14 protein-coding genes are annotated in these 15,896 nt (G+C 55.4%); 11 read left to right on the top strand and 3 right to left on the bottom strand.

Features of this window, described 5'->3' with window-relative positions:
* The first annotated feature begins 72 nt into the window (after window positions 1-72).
* Window positions 73-852, top strand: a complete 780-nt coding sequence (locus CQ011_RS03975; protein WP_105674800.1) for a helix-turn-helix transcriptional regulator — start codon at window positions 73-75, stop codon at window positions 850-852.
* Between the two features lie 33 nt (window positions 853-885).
* Here the strand turns inward: CQ011_RS03975 and CQ011_RS03970 are convergent, their stop codons facing one another.
* Together CQ011_RS03970 and CQ011_RS03965 are read right to left on the bottom strand one after the other, a co-directional pair.
* Window positions 886-1,611, bottom strand: coding sequence for a hypothetical protein (locus CQ011_RS03970; protein WP_105674798.1), 726 nt, complete (start codon window positions 1,609-1,611; stop codon window positions 886-888).
* A 572-nt stretch (window positions 1,612-2,183) separates the two neighbouring features.
* Complete coding sequence (locus CQ011_RS03965; protein ID WP_181147979.1) at window positions 2,184-2,936, bottom strand: alpha/beta fold hydrolase; 753 nt, start codon at window positions 2,934-2,936, stop codon at window positions 2,184-2,186.
* Window positions 2,937-3,353: 417 nt separating this feature from the next.
* Between CQ011_RS03965 and CQ011_RS03960 the strand changes: the two genes are divergently transcribed.
* The 10 genes from CQ011_RS03960 (at window position 3,354) to CQ011_RS03915 (ending at window position 14,320) form a co-directional block, all read left to right on the top strand.
* On the top strand, window positions 3,354-4,076 hold the full coding sequence (locus CQ011_RS03960; protein ID WP_105674794.1) for an NUDIX hydrolase: 723 nt from the start codon (window positions 3,354-3,356) through the stop codon (window positions 4,074-4,076).
* Window positions 4,073-5,335, top strand: coding sequence for a quinolinate synthase NadA (nadA, locus tag CQ011_RS03955; RefSeq protein ID WP_105674792.1), 1,263 nt, complete (start codon window positions 4,073-4,075; stop codon window positions 5,333-5,335). Before CQ011_RS03960 ends, nadA begins: the two co-directional genes overlap by 4 nt.
* Window positions 5,332-6,945 (top strand): L-aspartate oxidase, encoded by a 1,614-nt coding sequence (nadB, locus tag CQ011_RS03950; protein WP_105674790.1) that lies wholly within the window; start codon window positions 5,332-5,334, stop codon window positions 6,943-6,945. The genes nadA and nadB overlap by 4 nt, the downstream gene beginning before the upstream one ends.
* On the top strand, window positions 6,942-7,808 hold the full coding sequence (nadC, locus tag CQ011_RS03945) for a carboxylating nicotinate-nucleotide diphosphorylase (RefSeq protein ID WP_105674788.1): 867 nt from the start codon (window positions 6,942-6,944) through the stop codon (window positions 7,806-7,808). The genes nadB and nadC overlap by 4 nt, the downstream gene beginning before the upstream one ends.
* Window positions 7,805-8,947: a cysteine desulfurase family protein gene (locus CQ011_RS03940; RefSeq protein WP_105674786.1), complete on the top strand. Its 1,143-nt coding sequence runs from the start codon at window positions 7,805-7,807 to the stop codon at window positions 8,945-8,947. The genes nadC and CQ011_RS03940 overlap by 4 nt, the downstream gene beginning before the upstream one ends.
* Before the next feature lie 331 nt (window positions 8,948-9,278).
* Entirely contained in the window at window positions 9,279-10,058 is a 780-nt protein-coding gene (locus tag CQ011_RS03935; protein ID WP_105675056.1) for a helix-turn-helix domain-containing protein, read from the top strand.
* A gap of 237 nt (window positions 10,059-10,295) precedes the next feature.
* On the top strand, window positions 10,296-11,351 hold the full coding sequence (locus CQ011_RS03930; RefSeq protein WP_105674784.1) for an iron-siderophore ABC transporter substrate-binding protein: 1,056 nt from the start codon (window positions 10,296-10,298) through the stop codon (window positions 11,349-11,351).
* A 37-nt stretch (window positions 11,352-11,388) separates the two neighbouring features.
* Entirely contained in the window at window positions 11,389-12,432 is a 1,044-nt protein-coding gene (locus CQ011_RS03925; protein ID WP_105674781.1) for a FecCD family ABC transporter permease, read from the top strand.
* Window positions 12,429-13,508, top strand: a complete 1,080-nt coding sequence (locus tag CQ011_RS03920) for a FecCD family ABC transporter permease (protein ID WP_286161080.1) — start codon at window positions 12,429-12,431, stop codon at window positions 13,506-13,508. The genes CQ011_RS03925 and CQ011_RS03920 overlap by 4 nt, the downstream gene beginning before the upstream one ends.
* The gene (locus tag CQ011_RS03915) at window positions 13,508-14,320 is read left to right on the top strand and encodes an ABC transporter ATP-binding protein (RefSeq protein WP_105674777.1); all 813 of its coding nucleotides are present in this window, start codon (window positions 13,508-13,510) and stop codon (window positions 14,318-14,320) included. The genes CQ011_RS03920 and CQ011_RS03915 overlap by 1 nt, the downstream gene beginning before the upstream one ends.
* 86 nt (window positions 14,321-14,406) lie before the next feature.
* On the opposite strand, the gene CQ011_RS03910 is transcribed toward CQ011_RS03915, so the two are convergent.
* Window positions 14,407-15,864, bottom strand: coding sequence for a D-alanyl-D-alanine carboxypeptidase family protein (locus CQ011_RS03910; RefSeq protein WP_146112557.1), 1,458 nt, complete (start codon window positions 15,862-15,864; stop codon window positions 14,407-14,409).
* Window positions 15,865-15,896 lie beyond the last annotated feature (32 nt).

The raw sequence follows: 15,896 nt of genomic DNA, 5'->3' as shown, positions 1-15,896 counted from the left end.
TCATAGATTTGTGCCTAGACCCAGACGGCGTTGATACTAGTAGTAGTACTACCATGATAAAAAGGATCCAGGATGAACGCAGGTCAGCGCCGACGTGAGGAACTAGCAGCATTCCTCAAAGACCGCCGAGCACGTGCCGAACGCGCCTCGCATGGGCTGCCGGAAGTTGGCCGAAGCCGTGTGCGCGGACTGCGCCGCGAGGAAGTCGCGACCCTGGCAGGAGTTTCTGTCACCTGGTACACATGGCTTGAGCAAGCCAGAGATATCAACCCTTCACGTCAGGTGCTCGACTCGCTGTCGCGTCTCTTTAGACTTACGCCGGTGGAGAGTGCCTACCTGTTGTCCTTGGGAGGCCATGGTGAAAAGGCTCCGGACATCACCAGCGAATTCACGCCTGCGTTGAGACGTTTATTAGATGCCCTTGATTTCCCAGCGTTCTTGCTTGCTGCCGACTGGAAAATTATTGGCTGGAACGCTGCCTATGCGAAGCTCTATCCCCGTATCTCCTCAGTGGACGAGGCGGATAGAAATCTCTTGTGGCTGGTTTTTACCGATGACCAATTGCGCGAAATGCTTCCGGATTGGGAAGCGCAAAGTCGAAGTTTTGTCGGTAGCTTCCGCGCCGAAACCCGTGGCTGGCTTTCTCCGGCGGGAGAGAGCGGAATCGTGGCGCGAGTATCCGAGGCATCAGCGGAATTCGCGGCCATCTGGAAGGAACGCGATGTCGCCGGATTTGGTACTCGCGAACGGACGTTTCAACACCCAGAGAAGGGGCTAACCCGTTATGAGCAACATAACCTGACTCCGGCTGAAGCCCCGGATCTCACACTATTGGTTTATGCGCCACGGTAAACGAGCCGCAGGCGGTGCCACCGAAGAGCAGGCTTAGTCTAGATCGAGAGCGAACGAGGTTCCATCCGGTCGCGGAATGCTGATTTTGCCAAGCTCATCAGCGGTTTCTGGGAGCATGGCCACTGAAACCAGTCCAAAGTCGGTTGCACCAAATTCCACCGGTGGACGTAGGTCCTCGTGATTACCGGGAATCTTGAGCAGTTCCGTCCGGACTACGTCTTCGGTCAGGTCCGGAGGCAACATATTGAGTACTACGCCCGGGTTGTCTTTGCTGGATTTGATTCTTAGTGACAGTCCATCGTCTTTCACCTCGGCTGGATCGTCGCATTCAATGCCTGGTCCGCTCAGGTTGGCCGTTCCATCTCCGTCTCCGCTGTTGGCCCAGGCAACTAAGCAAAGATCGCCTGCGTCATTGACCGCCGCGAATTGTTCGGCGTACGCCAGAGAAGCAAGAGCTCGGAAACTGACTTGTTTGATCGATGGGTCATCGATTTCTGCTGGTGGCATGTCTTCGTCGGTGTCTGGGCGCGAGAGCGTTGGAATGATTTGATCGGCAGTGATTCGGTCATCGGCAGTAGTGGATGTTGCGGGTGAAGAAGACTTCGAGACCGGGGCAGAGGTGCTTGGAGAGGAAGTTGCTGTTGACGCTGCTGGTGTAGAGCTGCTTGGGTTCGTAGCCACGGAGGTGGCTGCTCCGCAAGAGGTGGCCAGCAGTGCGAGTGCGCCCAGGGAAACAAGGAGCGGGAGTTTATTTTTCATCATGCACCTTCTGTGGACTTTTGGCCGTCATGGCGTTGAGTTCGTGGGTAATCATGGTGAGCTGCGAAGCACGCAATGCCTTATCTGGACCATTTGGCGAAGTAATAAACCAGAAGCAGAGCGCGGATTAAGTTCACTCAACAACTCGACGATAACTACTCAAATAGAGATAGGCAACGATTTCAAGTGATTCTTTTCAACGAGCGATTAGGATTCTTAAAATCCACTGAATCGCGCTGAATAGTGTGCAAATCTTAGGCAAACATTGTCGGCCTAAGGCCGGCTAATGACCTTCTAATCTGCCGACGGGACTCAGATAATGTCAGCGAATAGATTGCTGCGTGCAGGCGCGGAAGTTGATGTTATTGGAAATAAGTGTGAGTACCAGTGTGATAAGTAACGCGTTATGCGTTAACTTGGCTCCAACGCAATCAAATTGTCGGTAACTCGTGTTTGAGTAGGAACAGACGAAATTGGTGTCGTGCACGTGCTAGGCAAAAGATCCTATGGGGATAGGATCTGCCTGGCACGCGCATCGTGGGGATGCGAGCATGACACCGGTTTTGTTTTAATCAGGCGCTGGCGAAAAATTCCAGCGCCTTTTCTTTGAACTCGCGGCTGGTGACAGCATTTGCGTGATTGCGTCCGGGGAGCCAATGAATGGCGGACTCGGTGCCAGCATTTTTTAGAAGTCGGCGAAGCTGAGGCATGGTGGTGGCCAGATCATCGTGATCGCCAGCCACCAATAACGTCGGGCAGACCGGAACCTTGGAAGCCGGAATATATGGATCAGTCTTGATCGCCTCAATAAGCCGGAAAAGCGCATTGAAGTCGTTGGCATTTTCTGACTTAGCGATATTGATGACCTTATCGGTGTATTCGTCGTGTATTTCTTCGCCTCGCTCTATATAAGCGCGCGCCTGGTCCACTTCAAAAGCAGCCAGCGGATCGATACTCGCCGGACCACCCATGACTAGCCGGTTAACTAGCTGTGGGAAGTGAGCGGCGAATTCCCAGCCGAGGCGTGCCCCGAGCGAGTAGCCCAACACATCCACTGGTCCGAGATTGAGGTCTTTGAGTCCTGCCGCGATAGCTTCGCGGATTCGGGTTGGAGTCCAACTTCCCTCGTTGCGGTATGGATCTTCTCCATGTCCAGGTAGGTCAAGCAGGATGACATCACTTCCTTGGTCAAGGAAGCGCTGAACCCAGCGTGAACGGTTCCAGTTCATCTCGGCCGATGAGGCAAAACCGTGAATGAGAAGCACCGCTCGTGCTTCGGATTCATTGCTTGCGGTAATCACACGAAGATATAGATCCAGACTCATGCTCATGATCCTAGGCGACTTTGCAGTGCTCTGCCTCGCTTGTCGGTCTTTGGCCGAGTATTGCGGAGAAAGCAAGGTGAAAGGACGTGGGTCCGTAGACGAATGCACATATTTTCTCTTGATATTGAACTCTTCGTAGACGGGTGCTGAGGACGGGCGACACGGGTTGAAGAAATATTTCTTCGTCGTATTCAGACCGACGCAAGATTCCCTCGATGTGTGATCCTGCTCAGATCAGCCGGTGTTTTACGAACTGCCTAATGTCTCCAAGACTTACCTTTTGATGCGTATTTAGTGGCGCCGAGCTGCCTACAAAGTGATGTGGCTCGCGTATCATTCCAGTTAATGTCAGAATGACTCTAACGACTTGGAGTGCCACACCTTGCACCCCAACACCCAGACGAAAGTACGTAGAACATGTCATCGGTACCCGGATGGGCCAATGTGGACGAGCGGCGCAACCTGCCGCCGGCCCTAGCGGTGTCCACGGTAATTCTCGGAATCCGACGCGATCCCGAGGGCGGACCAGGCAAGCTTTGCTTACCGCTGGTTCGACGGATTCGCCAACCCCACGCGGGTTCGTGGGCTTTACCCGGTGGACCTGTGGGCTCACGCGAGTCTTTAGGACAAGCGGCAGGACGCACCCTGGCCGAGACCACCGGACTCCATCCGAGCTACCTTGAACAGCTCTACACCTTCGGTGACACCGACCGTTCGCCAACTCACCGATTAGTGACCATTGCGTACTTCGCCTTGGTGAATATCGAGGAGGTAGGAACGCGGGTACCCGATGAAAACGTCGCATGGTTTGATGTCGATGATCCACAGATTGCAGAGATGGCCTTTGACCACCGAAAGATCGTGGACTACGCACTGTGGCGACTGGCGAATAAAACCGAGTATGGGCAGATCGCACACCGGCTCCTGGGCGAAAGATTCACCCTCGCGCAGTTGCGGTTGGTGTACGAAGCCATTCTCGGCAAAGAACTTGACCCGGCGAACTTTCGCCGGCAATTGAATAATACCGCCTCGATCGAGGCCACCGACGAATATTTAGCAGGCGGCAAGCATAGGCCGCCAAGGCTGTACCGGTATCTCGGACACGGCCCCGATCCCATGGAAGTAGATACCAGCAAATGAGCGAACAGACTCTCTCCTCGACCATTACCCGGCTCACCCTTGTGGGTCCAGGATCCACGTGTTCCACGGATCTGGCAACCAACCCATGGGATACCCCGGCCGGCTACGGTCCTGGTGCCTCACAGGAAGACAAGATTCCTTCGGGCTACCCGGTGCAAGGTGGTTTACCTGCCGAGTACAAGTCCGCAAGCGTGGAAGAACTCGATACCCGCATTCGTGCCGCCCGCGAAACCCTCGGCGAACGTGCAGTGATTCTTGGCCACTTCTACCAGCGCGATGAAGTTGTTCAGTACGCCGACTTTGTGGGAGATTCCTTCCAGTTGGCCAACGCGGCGCTGACCCGTGACAAGGCCGAGGCGATCATCTTCTGCGGCGTACACTTCATGGCAGAAACCGCAGATATTCTCTCCAAACCTGAACAAGCAGTGATCCTGCCCAATCTTGCCGCAGGTTGCTCCATGGCGGATATGGCAGATGGGCCTAGCGTCCAGCAGTGTTGGGATGAGCTGACCGATCTGTTCAAGGACGAGGAAGATGACGGGCGGATGCCCGTCATTCCCGTGACGTACATGAATTGTTCTGCAGAGCTCAAAGCATTCGTAGGAAAAAATGGCGGACTAGTCTGCACGAGTTCCAACGCTGCCACCGTCCTTGAATGGGCTTTTGAACGCGGACGCCGTGTGCTGTTCTTCCCAGACCAGCACCTAGGACGCAATACCGCCAAGGCCATGGGTGTGCCATTGGAAAAGATGCCAATGTGGACTCCACGCAAGGCGCTGGGCGGAAACAGCGAAGAAACTATGCGCGAAGCGCAGGTGATCTTGTGGCACGGATTCTGCTCGGTACACAAACGATTCAACCCAGGTCAGATCACGAAAGCTCGTGAAGATTACCCTGGTGTGCGTGTCATTGTGCACCCTGAGTGCCCTATGGAAGTAGTGGACGCTGCTGATGAAGCCGGATCCACCGACTACATCCGCCGGGCTATTGCAGATGCTACGGAGCCCACCGTTTTTGCCATTGGTACCGAGATCAACATGGTCAACCGTCTAGCTGCCGAATACCCGCAGCACACCATTTTCTGTCTCGACCCGGTGATCTGTCCTTGCTCCACGATGTACCGCATTCACCCGGGCTACCTTGCCTGGGTGTTAGAGGAACTAGTGGCCGGACGTGTGGTCAACCGAATTCAGGTTCCAGAGAGCCAGCAGGGTGATGCAAAAATTGCCCTAGAGCGCATGCTCGCGGCTAAGCCATGACCATAACCAGCGGACGTCGATTAGTTATTATCGGCTCCGGTGCCGCCGGGTTGAGCGCTGTATTGGAAGCGGTGCGTCTTGGCTCGTCAGTGACAGTACTGACCAAAGATTCCTTGGGAGACGGGAACAGTAAACTCGCCCAAGGCGGACTCTCGGCAGTTACTGCCCAGGGTGTGACTGCCGGGGATAGCGTTGATGCCCATGTGACCGACTCATTAAACGCCGGTGCCGGACACTGCGGGAGAACGGCGGTACAACAGATGTGTGCTGCTGCCGGAGAACTGGTCTCAACGCTCGAAGACTACTCGGTGGCTTTTGATAAGAACCCGGACGGAAGCTACCAGCTAGGCCTTGAAGCCGCGCATAGCGCACACCGAATCTTGCATGTGGATGGAGATGCCACCGGTGCTGGGCTCATCGACGCACTGCGCCAGGCTGTCCGCTTGGCTCAAGAGGCGGGGAAGCTCAAAATTATTGAGCACGCGCTAGCTACCGAGCTTGAATACGTTGATGAGCAACTGCGCGGCGTACGCTACCTCAAAGATCAGCAGGAACTGGTTCTCGAAGCCGATGCGGTATTGCTGGCAACCGGGGGATTGGGAACGCTATACAAGGCGAGCACCAACCCGGCGGGCGCCACCGCCGACGGCATTGGGTTAGCCGCCCGTGCCGGAGCGGTGATAGCGGACGCTGAATTTATTCAGTTCCACCCCACGCTGGTAGACCCAGCTAAGTACCCACAGGCCGGGATGATCAGTGAGGCAGTGCGCGGTGAAGGCGCAATCCTGATCACTGAAGAGGGTGAACGCTTCATGACAGCGGTTCATGAACGCGCTGAGCTTGCTCCGAGGGACGTGGTGGCTCGTGCAATTCACAGTCAAAATCTTGCGGGGCACCGAGTATTTTTGGATGCCCGCGCGGTGGAAGCTGAGCGCGGAACTGGTTTCCTGAAGCGACGTTTCCCTTCCATTACCGCTCGTCTCACCAAAGCCGGGCTGGATCTGGCCACGGAACCTGTGGAAGTGGTTGCCGCGCAGCATTATTGGATGGGCGGAATCTATACCGACTCCTTTGGGCGCACCAGCCTGACTGGACTATATGCCGCGGGTGAATGCGCAAACACCACCGTGCACGGAGCAAACCGCCTAGCAAGTAACTCACTACTTGAAGCTATGGTTTTCGCACGCAAATCGGTGCACTCCATGATCAGTGATGATCTTTCAGTGACCTGCGATATTTCCCAGCTACAAGTCAGTGAGCTGCCACCCGCGCGTAACGATGCACCCTTGGATCTTTCGCAATTGCAGGCTTTAGCTAGTGAACATCTAGGTGTGCACCGTACAGGCGATGGCCTTGAAGTAATGAACCGTGCACTTACGAGCAGTGCCCCGGTAGCCCAAGATCAACGAGAGTTGATTGAGCTGACAAACCTGTGGGTTACAGCCCGGCTCATCGCCCAAGGAGCTCTACAAAGGGTTAGTAGCCTCGGTGCGCATCACCGGCTCGATGCGGTCCATGAATCTAATACTTCAACCATTCGCTACGGGTTTCGTCTAGCCAAAACCCAGCAAGCTGATAACCGTACACAGAATAAGGAAATAAACGCGTGAATCAACCAGTTCATCCGGTGCCTACCGCAGCTATTGACCGCATCTTAGAGTTCGCTTTTGCCGAGGATAATCCTCGTGGTGATATCACCGCTGATACCATCGTGCCGGCTGGAGCAAAAGCTACCGCGGTAGTGCGAGCACGGGAAGCAGGCGTTCTGGCCGGGGGTACCGTGTTCGCCCGAGCGATGACGATGATCAATCCGGAGATCCAGGTGGTTCAGGTAGTCCAAGAAGGCCACCAGTTCAAGGCCGGTGACAAGCTTTTGACGGTCAGTGGCCCTGCAGCTTCGGTGCTGACCGCAGAACGTGTTGCGTTGAATCTTTTGCAGCGGATGAGTGCCATTGCTACTAGTACCGGTGAACTGGTCTCGCTTGTGGCTCACACCCAGGCACGTATCGCAGATACCCGGAAAACCACTCCAGGGCTACGCGTCTTGGAGCGTTATGCAGTACGTTGCGGAGGTGGAGTAAACCACCGAGACAATCTTTCCGAAGCTTTCATGGCTAAAGACAACCATCTGGCCTTGTTGGGCAATGGGGAGGAGCTGACCAACGCGTTGAAGTCAGTGCGTGCCCGGTTAGGGCACACCACAGCCATGGAAGTTGAAGTTGACTCCATAGACCAAATCCCTGCGGTGCTTGCCGCGGGCGTAGATATCATCATGCTGGACAACTTTGCGGTGGCGGACCTGCCAGCGGCGATCAAACTCATTGACGGCCAAGCGACTATTGAAGCCAGTGGCAACGTGCGCGCTGACACCGTGGCAGCGATTGCTGAAACCGGCGTGGATATTATTTCTTCCGGCGCCATCACCCACTCGGTGCAAGCCATTGACCTTGGCCTCGATATGGTTGTTGCATGATCTATATGGATGCCGCATCCACGGCGCCGGCGCGACAAGAGGTTCTGGACTTAGTAACCCCACTTCTCACCAGCAACTTCGGCAACCCAGCCTCACTTCATGAGCTAGGGCAACAGGCTAAACGTGCCAATGATTGGGCGAGGACTCAAGTTGCAGCTTCCTTAGATGTACAGTCAGGTGAAATTTACTTCACCTCGGGAGGCACCGAAGCGGATAACACCGCAATTATTGGGGCTGCTCTGGCTCGTCCTCGCGGGAAAGTTGTGGTCACTAGCTCCATTGAGCATTCTGCAGTGCTAGAGGCCTGTGCCTATTTGGTTCAATTCCACGGATTTGAACACCGCGAGATTCCGGTGGACCGTACGGGTCTAGTGGATTTGATTCAAGCAGCAAAACTCATCGATGAGCACGTCGCCGTCGTTTCGGTGATGGCGGTAAACAATGAGGTTGGCACCATTCAGCCGATTGCCCAGGTCTCTGAACTAGCTCGGGCAGCGGGCGCAGTCATGCACAGTGACGCAGTACAGGCAGCCGGATGGTTGGACCTCGCTGTGATTGCCTCGCATGTGGATGCGATGAGTTTATCCGGTCATAAGATCGGTGCGCTCAAGGGTAGTGGGCTGCTCTACTTTTCAAACCAGTATCCAGTGGTGCCCCTACTTCACGGTGGCGGACAACAAGGCGGGATGCGCTCGGGTACCGAAAATCCTGCGGCCGCGGTGGGCATTGCCCGTGCTTTGCAAGTTTGCGCCGAACAGCGCGCTAGCGGTGTGGGCGATGGCTACGGCAAGTACCTGATTGAAAGAATTACCAAGGATTTAGATGCAAAGGGTGAAGGGCTGGTTCAGCTGACCGGCCACGATCAGCAGCGTGTGGGCGGAATTGTCTCCTTCGTGTTCCCGCGTACGGCAGGGGAGACCGTGCTGATTGAGCTTGAACGACGCGGCGTGCTCTGTTCTTCTGGTTCAGCTTGTTCAGCGGGAAACACCGACCCGTCAGCTGTGCTGACCGCGATGGGATACGAAGCAGAACTTGCTCATACTGCGGTGCGCTTATCGTTTACCCGCGGAATCAAAGAGAACGAACTGAGCCAGGTGGCTAGTGCCGTGGTGGCGACGGTGACGGGACTGGCTGTGTGAGATCGCTAGGTGCTTCGACGGCTGGCACCACAAGCCCGTCGCCAAACTGCCTATGTACGCCTTGACTCCGCACTAGCTACAAATTGAGGACAAGCGAGACGCGAGGAAGGGCGGCGACGCACTTCGAATCGATGCCACAACAGCCAGCTGCGTGCCCGCCGCTTCCTGATAAACTTCGCTGCAGATGCACGTATTAGCCGGCGTAGCGGCGGAAATTGGCCTCCAGACGGCAGATGAAACGGGCTCTGCAACGTCCCCAAGATCTCGCGGGACACGAAAAAATCCACGCGTTGCTTCGTGAGCAATTGCCCATACAGGAGAAATGATTGCCATGACAGGCCAGATTGAGGAAAAGCTGCTGCCCGTTTATGGTGCCGGTTCCATTGAGGTTCCCTTTGTCATTGCTTTCCATCAAGAAGACGTGGTGGCCGAAACTCATTGGCCAGCTCATTCCCATCCGACTCATGAACTGCTTTGGAATGCCAAGGGAGTTTCTTCGGTCACCGTTGATTCGCACATTTGGACTATCACTCCCGCGATTGGCATGTGGATTCCCGCCGGCGTACTTCATTCGGGGCGAGCGCCGGCTGGAAGCCGCTGCAATATGTCGCACTTCGGCGTGACCCGTGTGGAATCAATCTCCGAAACTCCAGTTCCGGTGGAATTGACTCAGTTATTGAAGCTACTTCTGCAGAAGTTATCCTCTCCGGCACTTGCCGAGTCTTCGCGCCGGATCACCGAGGCCACAGCGCTCGATAACTTGCTCCCCGCCGCCCAAGAAGTTTCGATTCAGGTTCCCAAGACGGCGCTGCTGCAACCCATTATTAACGAAATGTTGCACAGTTATTCGAAACCGCGACGGTTGCAGGACTGGGCCACAGTTCTTGGCGTGAGCGCGCGAACTGTTACCAGAGCATTTCAAGCCGAGACCGGACATGGCTATTCGCGGTGGATTTCAGCTATGCAAGCGCAGCGGGCCATCGAGCTGATAGCACGCGGTGAAGATCTTCAAAACGTCGCCGATGACTTGGGATTTAGTTCCATCAGTGCACTTGGCGCCTCTTTTCGCCGGACTACCGGGTTTACCCTATCTGCGTTTAAGCCGGAGTAAACTCGAACCAATTTTCCAGACTGAGGTTTGGCCGGCCAACAGTTGTCCTTTTCGCGATATTCGTGTCGGTTTCTCGCGATTGCGTCGAGATGCCTCACAAGACTACGATTGCAGGGAAGCCTTACCTAATTTCATTGCTCAACGCTTTCAGGACCTAATTCGTGAATGCTGCCCTATTTGGCCGCAACGCAGCTGAGAGCTTATGAGCAACTCATCGAGTACACGCGGAGATATCCCATGCCTAAACCAAGTTTTTTGATCTCTAAAAGTACCGCCGTTGCAGCGGTGGCACTGCTGGCACTGAGCGGTTGCGCCAGCAATGCTGCTTCTGAAGCTGCAGAATCCACCCCATCGGCCCCCGCCTCAAGTGAAACCTCCTACCCGATCACCATTGAGCATGCACTGGGCACCACAGAAATCACCCAAAAAGCCGAACGCATCGCAACGGTTAACTGGTCGAATCAGGAGGTGCCGCTTGCCTTAGGTGTAGTGCCGGTGGGCATGGCAGCCGCCAATTTTGGTGACGATGACGGCGATGGCATCTTGCCTTGGGTTGACGAAGCCCTGACCGAGTTAGGTGGTGAAACGCCGGTACTGTTCAACGAAGATGACGGCATTGATTTTGAAGCCGTTGCCGATACCAATCCAGATCTGATCTTGGCGGCCTACTCTGGTCTGACGGCAGAGGATTACGCGACGCTTAGCGAGATTGCGCCCGTGGTGGCCTACCCCGAGGCAGCTTGGGCCACCTCTTGGCGAGACAATATTGCCTTGAGTTCCAAAGCCATGGGCATGGAAGCTGAAGGCAAAGAGCTGATTACCGGGATTGAGACTGAAATTAAGGAAGGCCTCGCGGAGCATCCGGAAATTGAAGGCACTTCGGCGATGTTCGTGACGCATGTGGACCCAACCAATCTCAGCGAAGTGAACTTCTACACCACCCATGACACGCGTACCGCGTTCTTCAGCGATCTAGGCATGGACACCCCGGCTGCCGTAGCTACCGCTTCGAAAGGGGCGGTAGCCTTTGCGGGAAAGATTTCCGCAGAGCGAGTTGATGACTTGGCGGATGTGGACGTCATCGTCACCTACGGTGACAAAAAGCTGATCGAGACCTTGGAAAAGGATCCGCTGCTTTCAAAGATGCCGGCCGTTAAAAATGGTGCGGTCGTCGCCTTGGACGGAAGCGGCCCCCTGGGAACAGCAGCGAACCCGACCCCACTAGCGATTTCCTGGGTACTGGATGACTACTTGGACCTGCTGAACGACGCAGCCCAGACTGTAGCAAAGTAATCTCTGCGACGAGCAAGAACCGAGGCACCTTCTAACTATGGACGTAGCAAATATCGATTCCGGCGTGGTGGACGCTAGTCTGCGCTCACCACGCCGGAGGCGTCTGCTGTGGCTCCTTACACTGCTTGCCATCCTTGTATTGCTCGGGGCCGCTTCAGTGATGATCGGTTCGCGTTCGGTTGCTTTTGAGGATCTGCTGGCCGGACTTGCGGGCAACACCGAGAACATCTCACAGGCCGCAATCGTCAAGCGCATCCCGCGAACCGTTCTGGCTCTGGTGGTCGGGGCTGCGCTTGGCCTTTCCGGAGCAGTCATGCAGGCGGTCACCCGTAACCCGTTAGCGGATCCCAGCATTCTCGGGGTGAACATGGGTGCCGCTTTAGCCGTTGTCATCGGGATAACTTATGTGGGGATCAATACGGCTCACGGATATATCTGGACTGCAATTCTCGGTGCTGGATTGGCGGCGGTCTTTGTTTATGTGGTCGGCTCGCTGGGTCGTGGCGGAGCCACGCCGTTGAAGCTAGCCCTTGCCGGAGCGGCGACCTCGGCAGCCTTGGCCTCATTTGTGACAGCAATTTCCCTACCCCGAGGAGACCTCGCGGACCTGATTCGTTCCTGGCAGATTGGAGGGGTTGGCGGAGCCACTTTTGAAAATGTGGCCCCGATGCTACCTTTTCTGGCCGCCGGGTTGCTGCTGGCGATGCTTTCAGCGAACTCGCTGAATTCGCTGGCCTTAGGTGATGAACTTGCCGCTGGGCTAGGAGAAAAAGTCATGGTGGTCCGCGTCATCGCCGCTCTGGCAGCTGTGGTTCTCTGTGGGGCGGCGACTGCTGTGGCCGGCCCCATTGGGTTCGTCGGTCTGGTCGTTCCGCACCTTTGTAGGCTGCTGATCGGAGTGGATCAACGTTGGCTATTGCCTTTCTCGGCCGTAGCCGGCGCTGCGCTACTGATCCTTTCAGATATCATCGGCCGGGTGATTGCCCAACCGGGCGAACTGGATGTTGGAATTTTGACCGCGCTCATAGGCGCACCGGTCTTCATTGTCATTGTGCGCCGTTCAAAGATCCGTGAACTATGAGTCTGAGTATTGAAGAAGAAACGCGTCATATGGATTCGACAGTGCGTCGGGGGACTATTGATGCCCTGATCAAGGGGCGGCGCAGCCGGGCACATCATCGCCGGCTGGTGATTCTCACCCTGAGCGCAGTGGTCTTGTCGATGGTATTGCTGAGCCTGACCGTGGGCAAAACTAATTACTCGCTTGTTGAGGTTTGGCAAGTCATCCTCGGGCAGGAGGTGCCAGGAGCAAGTTTCACTGTGGGACGTCTGCGCCTTCCGCGTACCGTCATGGCATTGATAGCCGGGATGAGCTTTGGCTTAGCCGGGGTTTGCTTTCAAACCATGCTGCGCAACCCGTTGGCCAGCCCAGACGTGATCGGAATCAGCACCGGTGCCTCCGCTGCGGCGGCCTTCGCCATCATCGTGCTTTCTGCCAGCGATAGCGTGGTCTCTGTGCTGGCCATCAGTGCGGGTCTCATAGTCGCTTTGCTCGTGTACCTGCTGTCTTATAAAGGCGGCGCTGCCGGTACCCGGCTGATCCTTGTAGGTATTGGAATTGCTGCCATGCTCGAATCGCTGATCAGCTGGACCCTGACGAAGGCCGGACAATGGGATCTGCAGGAAACGCTCAGATGGTTAACCGGAAGCCTGAACGGCATGACCTGGCCGCAAGTTCTTCCTGCCTTGCTGGCAGTGCTGATTCTTGCACCCATATTGCTCTTGCAGTCCAAGAACCTAGGAAGTCTTCAGTTAGGCGACGATACGGCTGCCGCGCTCGGTGTCCGAGTGGAACGCACGCGCTTGGTGATTATTGTGGCCGCCGTAGGACTGATCGCCTTCGCCACGGCGGCTTGTGGCCCGATAGCTTTTGTTGCTTTCCTTTCAGGACCCATCGCCTCACGTCTCATGGGACCGCGCGGATCATTGCTCATCCCCTCAGCCTTAGTTGGAAGCGTGCTCGTTTTGGTCGCTGACTTCGCCGGGCAGTATCTTTTAGGAACTCGCTTCCCTGTGGGAGTTATCACCGGGGTCCTCGGTGCGCCTTATCTGGTGTATCTGATCATCCGTACAAACAAAGCAGGAGGCTCGCTCTAATGCCAAACCCTGAACTAGTCATCGAAGATCTCCAAGTAGGCTATGGCGACCGTTCAGTGATCCATCAGCTGGGGCTGGAAATTCCTGCGGGACAAATCACTACCATCGTCGGACCCAACGCGTGCGGGAAATCGACACTTCTGCGTTCCATGTCGAGATTGCTGGTTCCCCAACTTGGACGGGTGCTGCTAGATGGCAAAATGATCCATCAAATGCAGGCGAAAGCTCTGGCCCGGGTACTGGGGCTATTGCCGCAAAATCCCATTGCACCAGAAGGCATTACCGTAGCAGACCTGGTTGGCCGCGGACGGCAACCTCACCAGGGAATTTTTTCCCGTTGGTCACGGCAGGATGATGAAGCAGTGGCCGAAGCCTTGGAACTTACAACCACGGCAGAACTGGCAGATCGCCCCGTAGATGAGCTTTCCGGAGGTCAGCGTCAACGAGTCTGGATTGCCATGGCGCTCGCTCAGCAGACGCAGATACTCCTGTTAGACGAACCGACGACTTTTTTGGACATCAATCACCAAGTTGAAGTCTTGGATCTGCTCACAGATCTGAATCGGACCAAAGGAACCACCATAGTGATGGTTCTGCACGATTTGAATCTGGCGGCGCGCTACGCCGACTACCTGGTGGCTATGCGGGATGGGAGTATCCGAGCACAGGGAAATCCAGCCGCTATCCTCACCCAAGACGTGGTGCACCAAGTCTTTGGGCTGAACTGCAGAGTCATCGAGGATCCTACGACTCATAAACCATTGGTGTTGCCCTGGGGTAGGCATCATATGGTGAGCGCCTTGTCGCAGTGATCATGAATTGCGGTCAAGTGAATCTATGTATGGCTGCCGCGTAGCCATAGGCTCCGAAGTCCGGCGACGCGGATCTGCTCACCTCTTTACTTCAGGTAAGTGGCCGAAACCCAGCCCTTCTTCGACTTGTACTTCACCGGGTACCAGCCCGATTTCTTCGACCCGGTGATTTCAACTGTTTTGCCCTTCGGGATAGTCAAGAAGACCTTCTTCTTGGTGCTATTACCGCTCCGCATATTAAGGTTCGCGGTGGTCTTCTTGGTCTTGAACTTTTTCTTCGGTGAGCTCTCCGTCTTAGGCTTCGACTTCTTAGGCGCCGAGGTATTACTGAGGTAGGTGCCCGAGACCCATCCAGTCTTCGATTTGTAAGTCACCTGCAACCAACCGGACTTGGTCTTGCCCGTAGCCTTGACAGTCTTACCCTTTGGAATGGTGAGAATGACGCGGTTGCTGGCGCCCGCACCGGAGCGCATATTTAGATTCGCCGTGGTTTTCTTTGAAGAGCCGTTGGTCTTGGGTGATGACTTCTTGCTCTCCTTTTTCTTAGTCTCTTTCTTTTTCGTTTCGCTCTTTGGCATCGAGATATTGCTCAAGTACGTTCCGGACACCCAACCGGTCTTGGAACTATAGGTGACTTGATACCAATCAGCTTTCTTAGAGCCTGTGAGCTTGACGTTCTTGCCCTGAGGGATGGTGAAAATGACGCGGTTGCTTGCCCCTGCACCTGAGCGCATGTTCAGGTTCGCTGTGGTCTTTGCGGTGCCCTTACCAGCTTTAGGGGAGCTCTTCTTGGTAGTGGCTACACCGTGGTAGTGCTCAAAAGTTTTTGCGCCAGAGTTCTTGTAGGACTTAGCTAAGGACGTGCCTACATAGCGAAAATGCCATGGCTCGTAGGCGTAGCCGGTAATGGATTCTTGGCCCTTGGGATAACGCAGGATGAACCCGTACTTGTGGGCGTTCTTCTTCATCCATTTGCCCACCGGAGTATTTTCAAAGCAGGACTGCAATGCGCACGCACCGTTGTAGTTTCCTACGTCTGCGGCAAGCCCAGTCTGGTGTTCGCTGGTGCCTGGCTTAGCTGAGATACGTTCGGCATACTTCTTGCCGTAAAGCCTCGTGTATTGGTTGAACAGCTGGGCTTGGCGATTGTATGAACGGTAGCCGCTAATGAGCTTGACGCGTACGCCAGACTTTTTGGCTGCCTTCACCATCTTGTTGTAGGCGGTGGTAGCTTCAGTGCGAAGGCTGATACCGGTTCCGCTGACGGTTTTGGTCTTTGGCGCGTACTTCGCTGGTTTGAGCGGGTAGCTCTTGTTAACGAAGACATCCAGGTGATTTGGATTGCGATCAATGCTCCGTGCCGCGGCTACGGAGATCGAGTTAGTGTTCGCCGGCGCCAGTGTGGAAGCGGAGGTTACCGAAGCAGCGGATTGCACCGTGGCAGGTAGTCCGGCGGCTACAGCTGCGCCGGGCAGTGTGCCTAGGGAAAGTATTGCGCCAACCGCCATGGCGGTGAGAATCTTTGGGCCAGTATATTTGGGCATCTGAAGTCGCTCCGTTGTCCAAGTGATGATGG

This window comes from Arthrobacter sp. MYb213 (assembly GCF_002979915.1).
GTDB lineage: Bacteria > Actinomycetota > Actinomycetes > Actinomycetales > Micrococcaceae > Glutamicibacter.
Note: the sequence above shows the minus strand (reverse complement) of the source record. Positions and strands in the feature narration are given on the sequence as shown.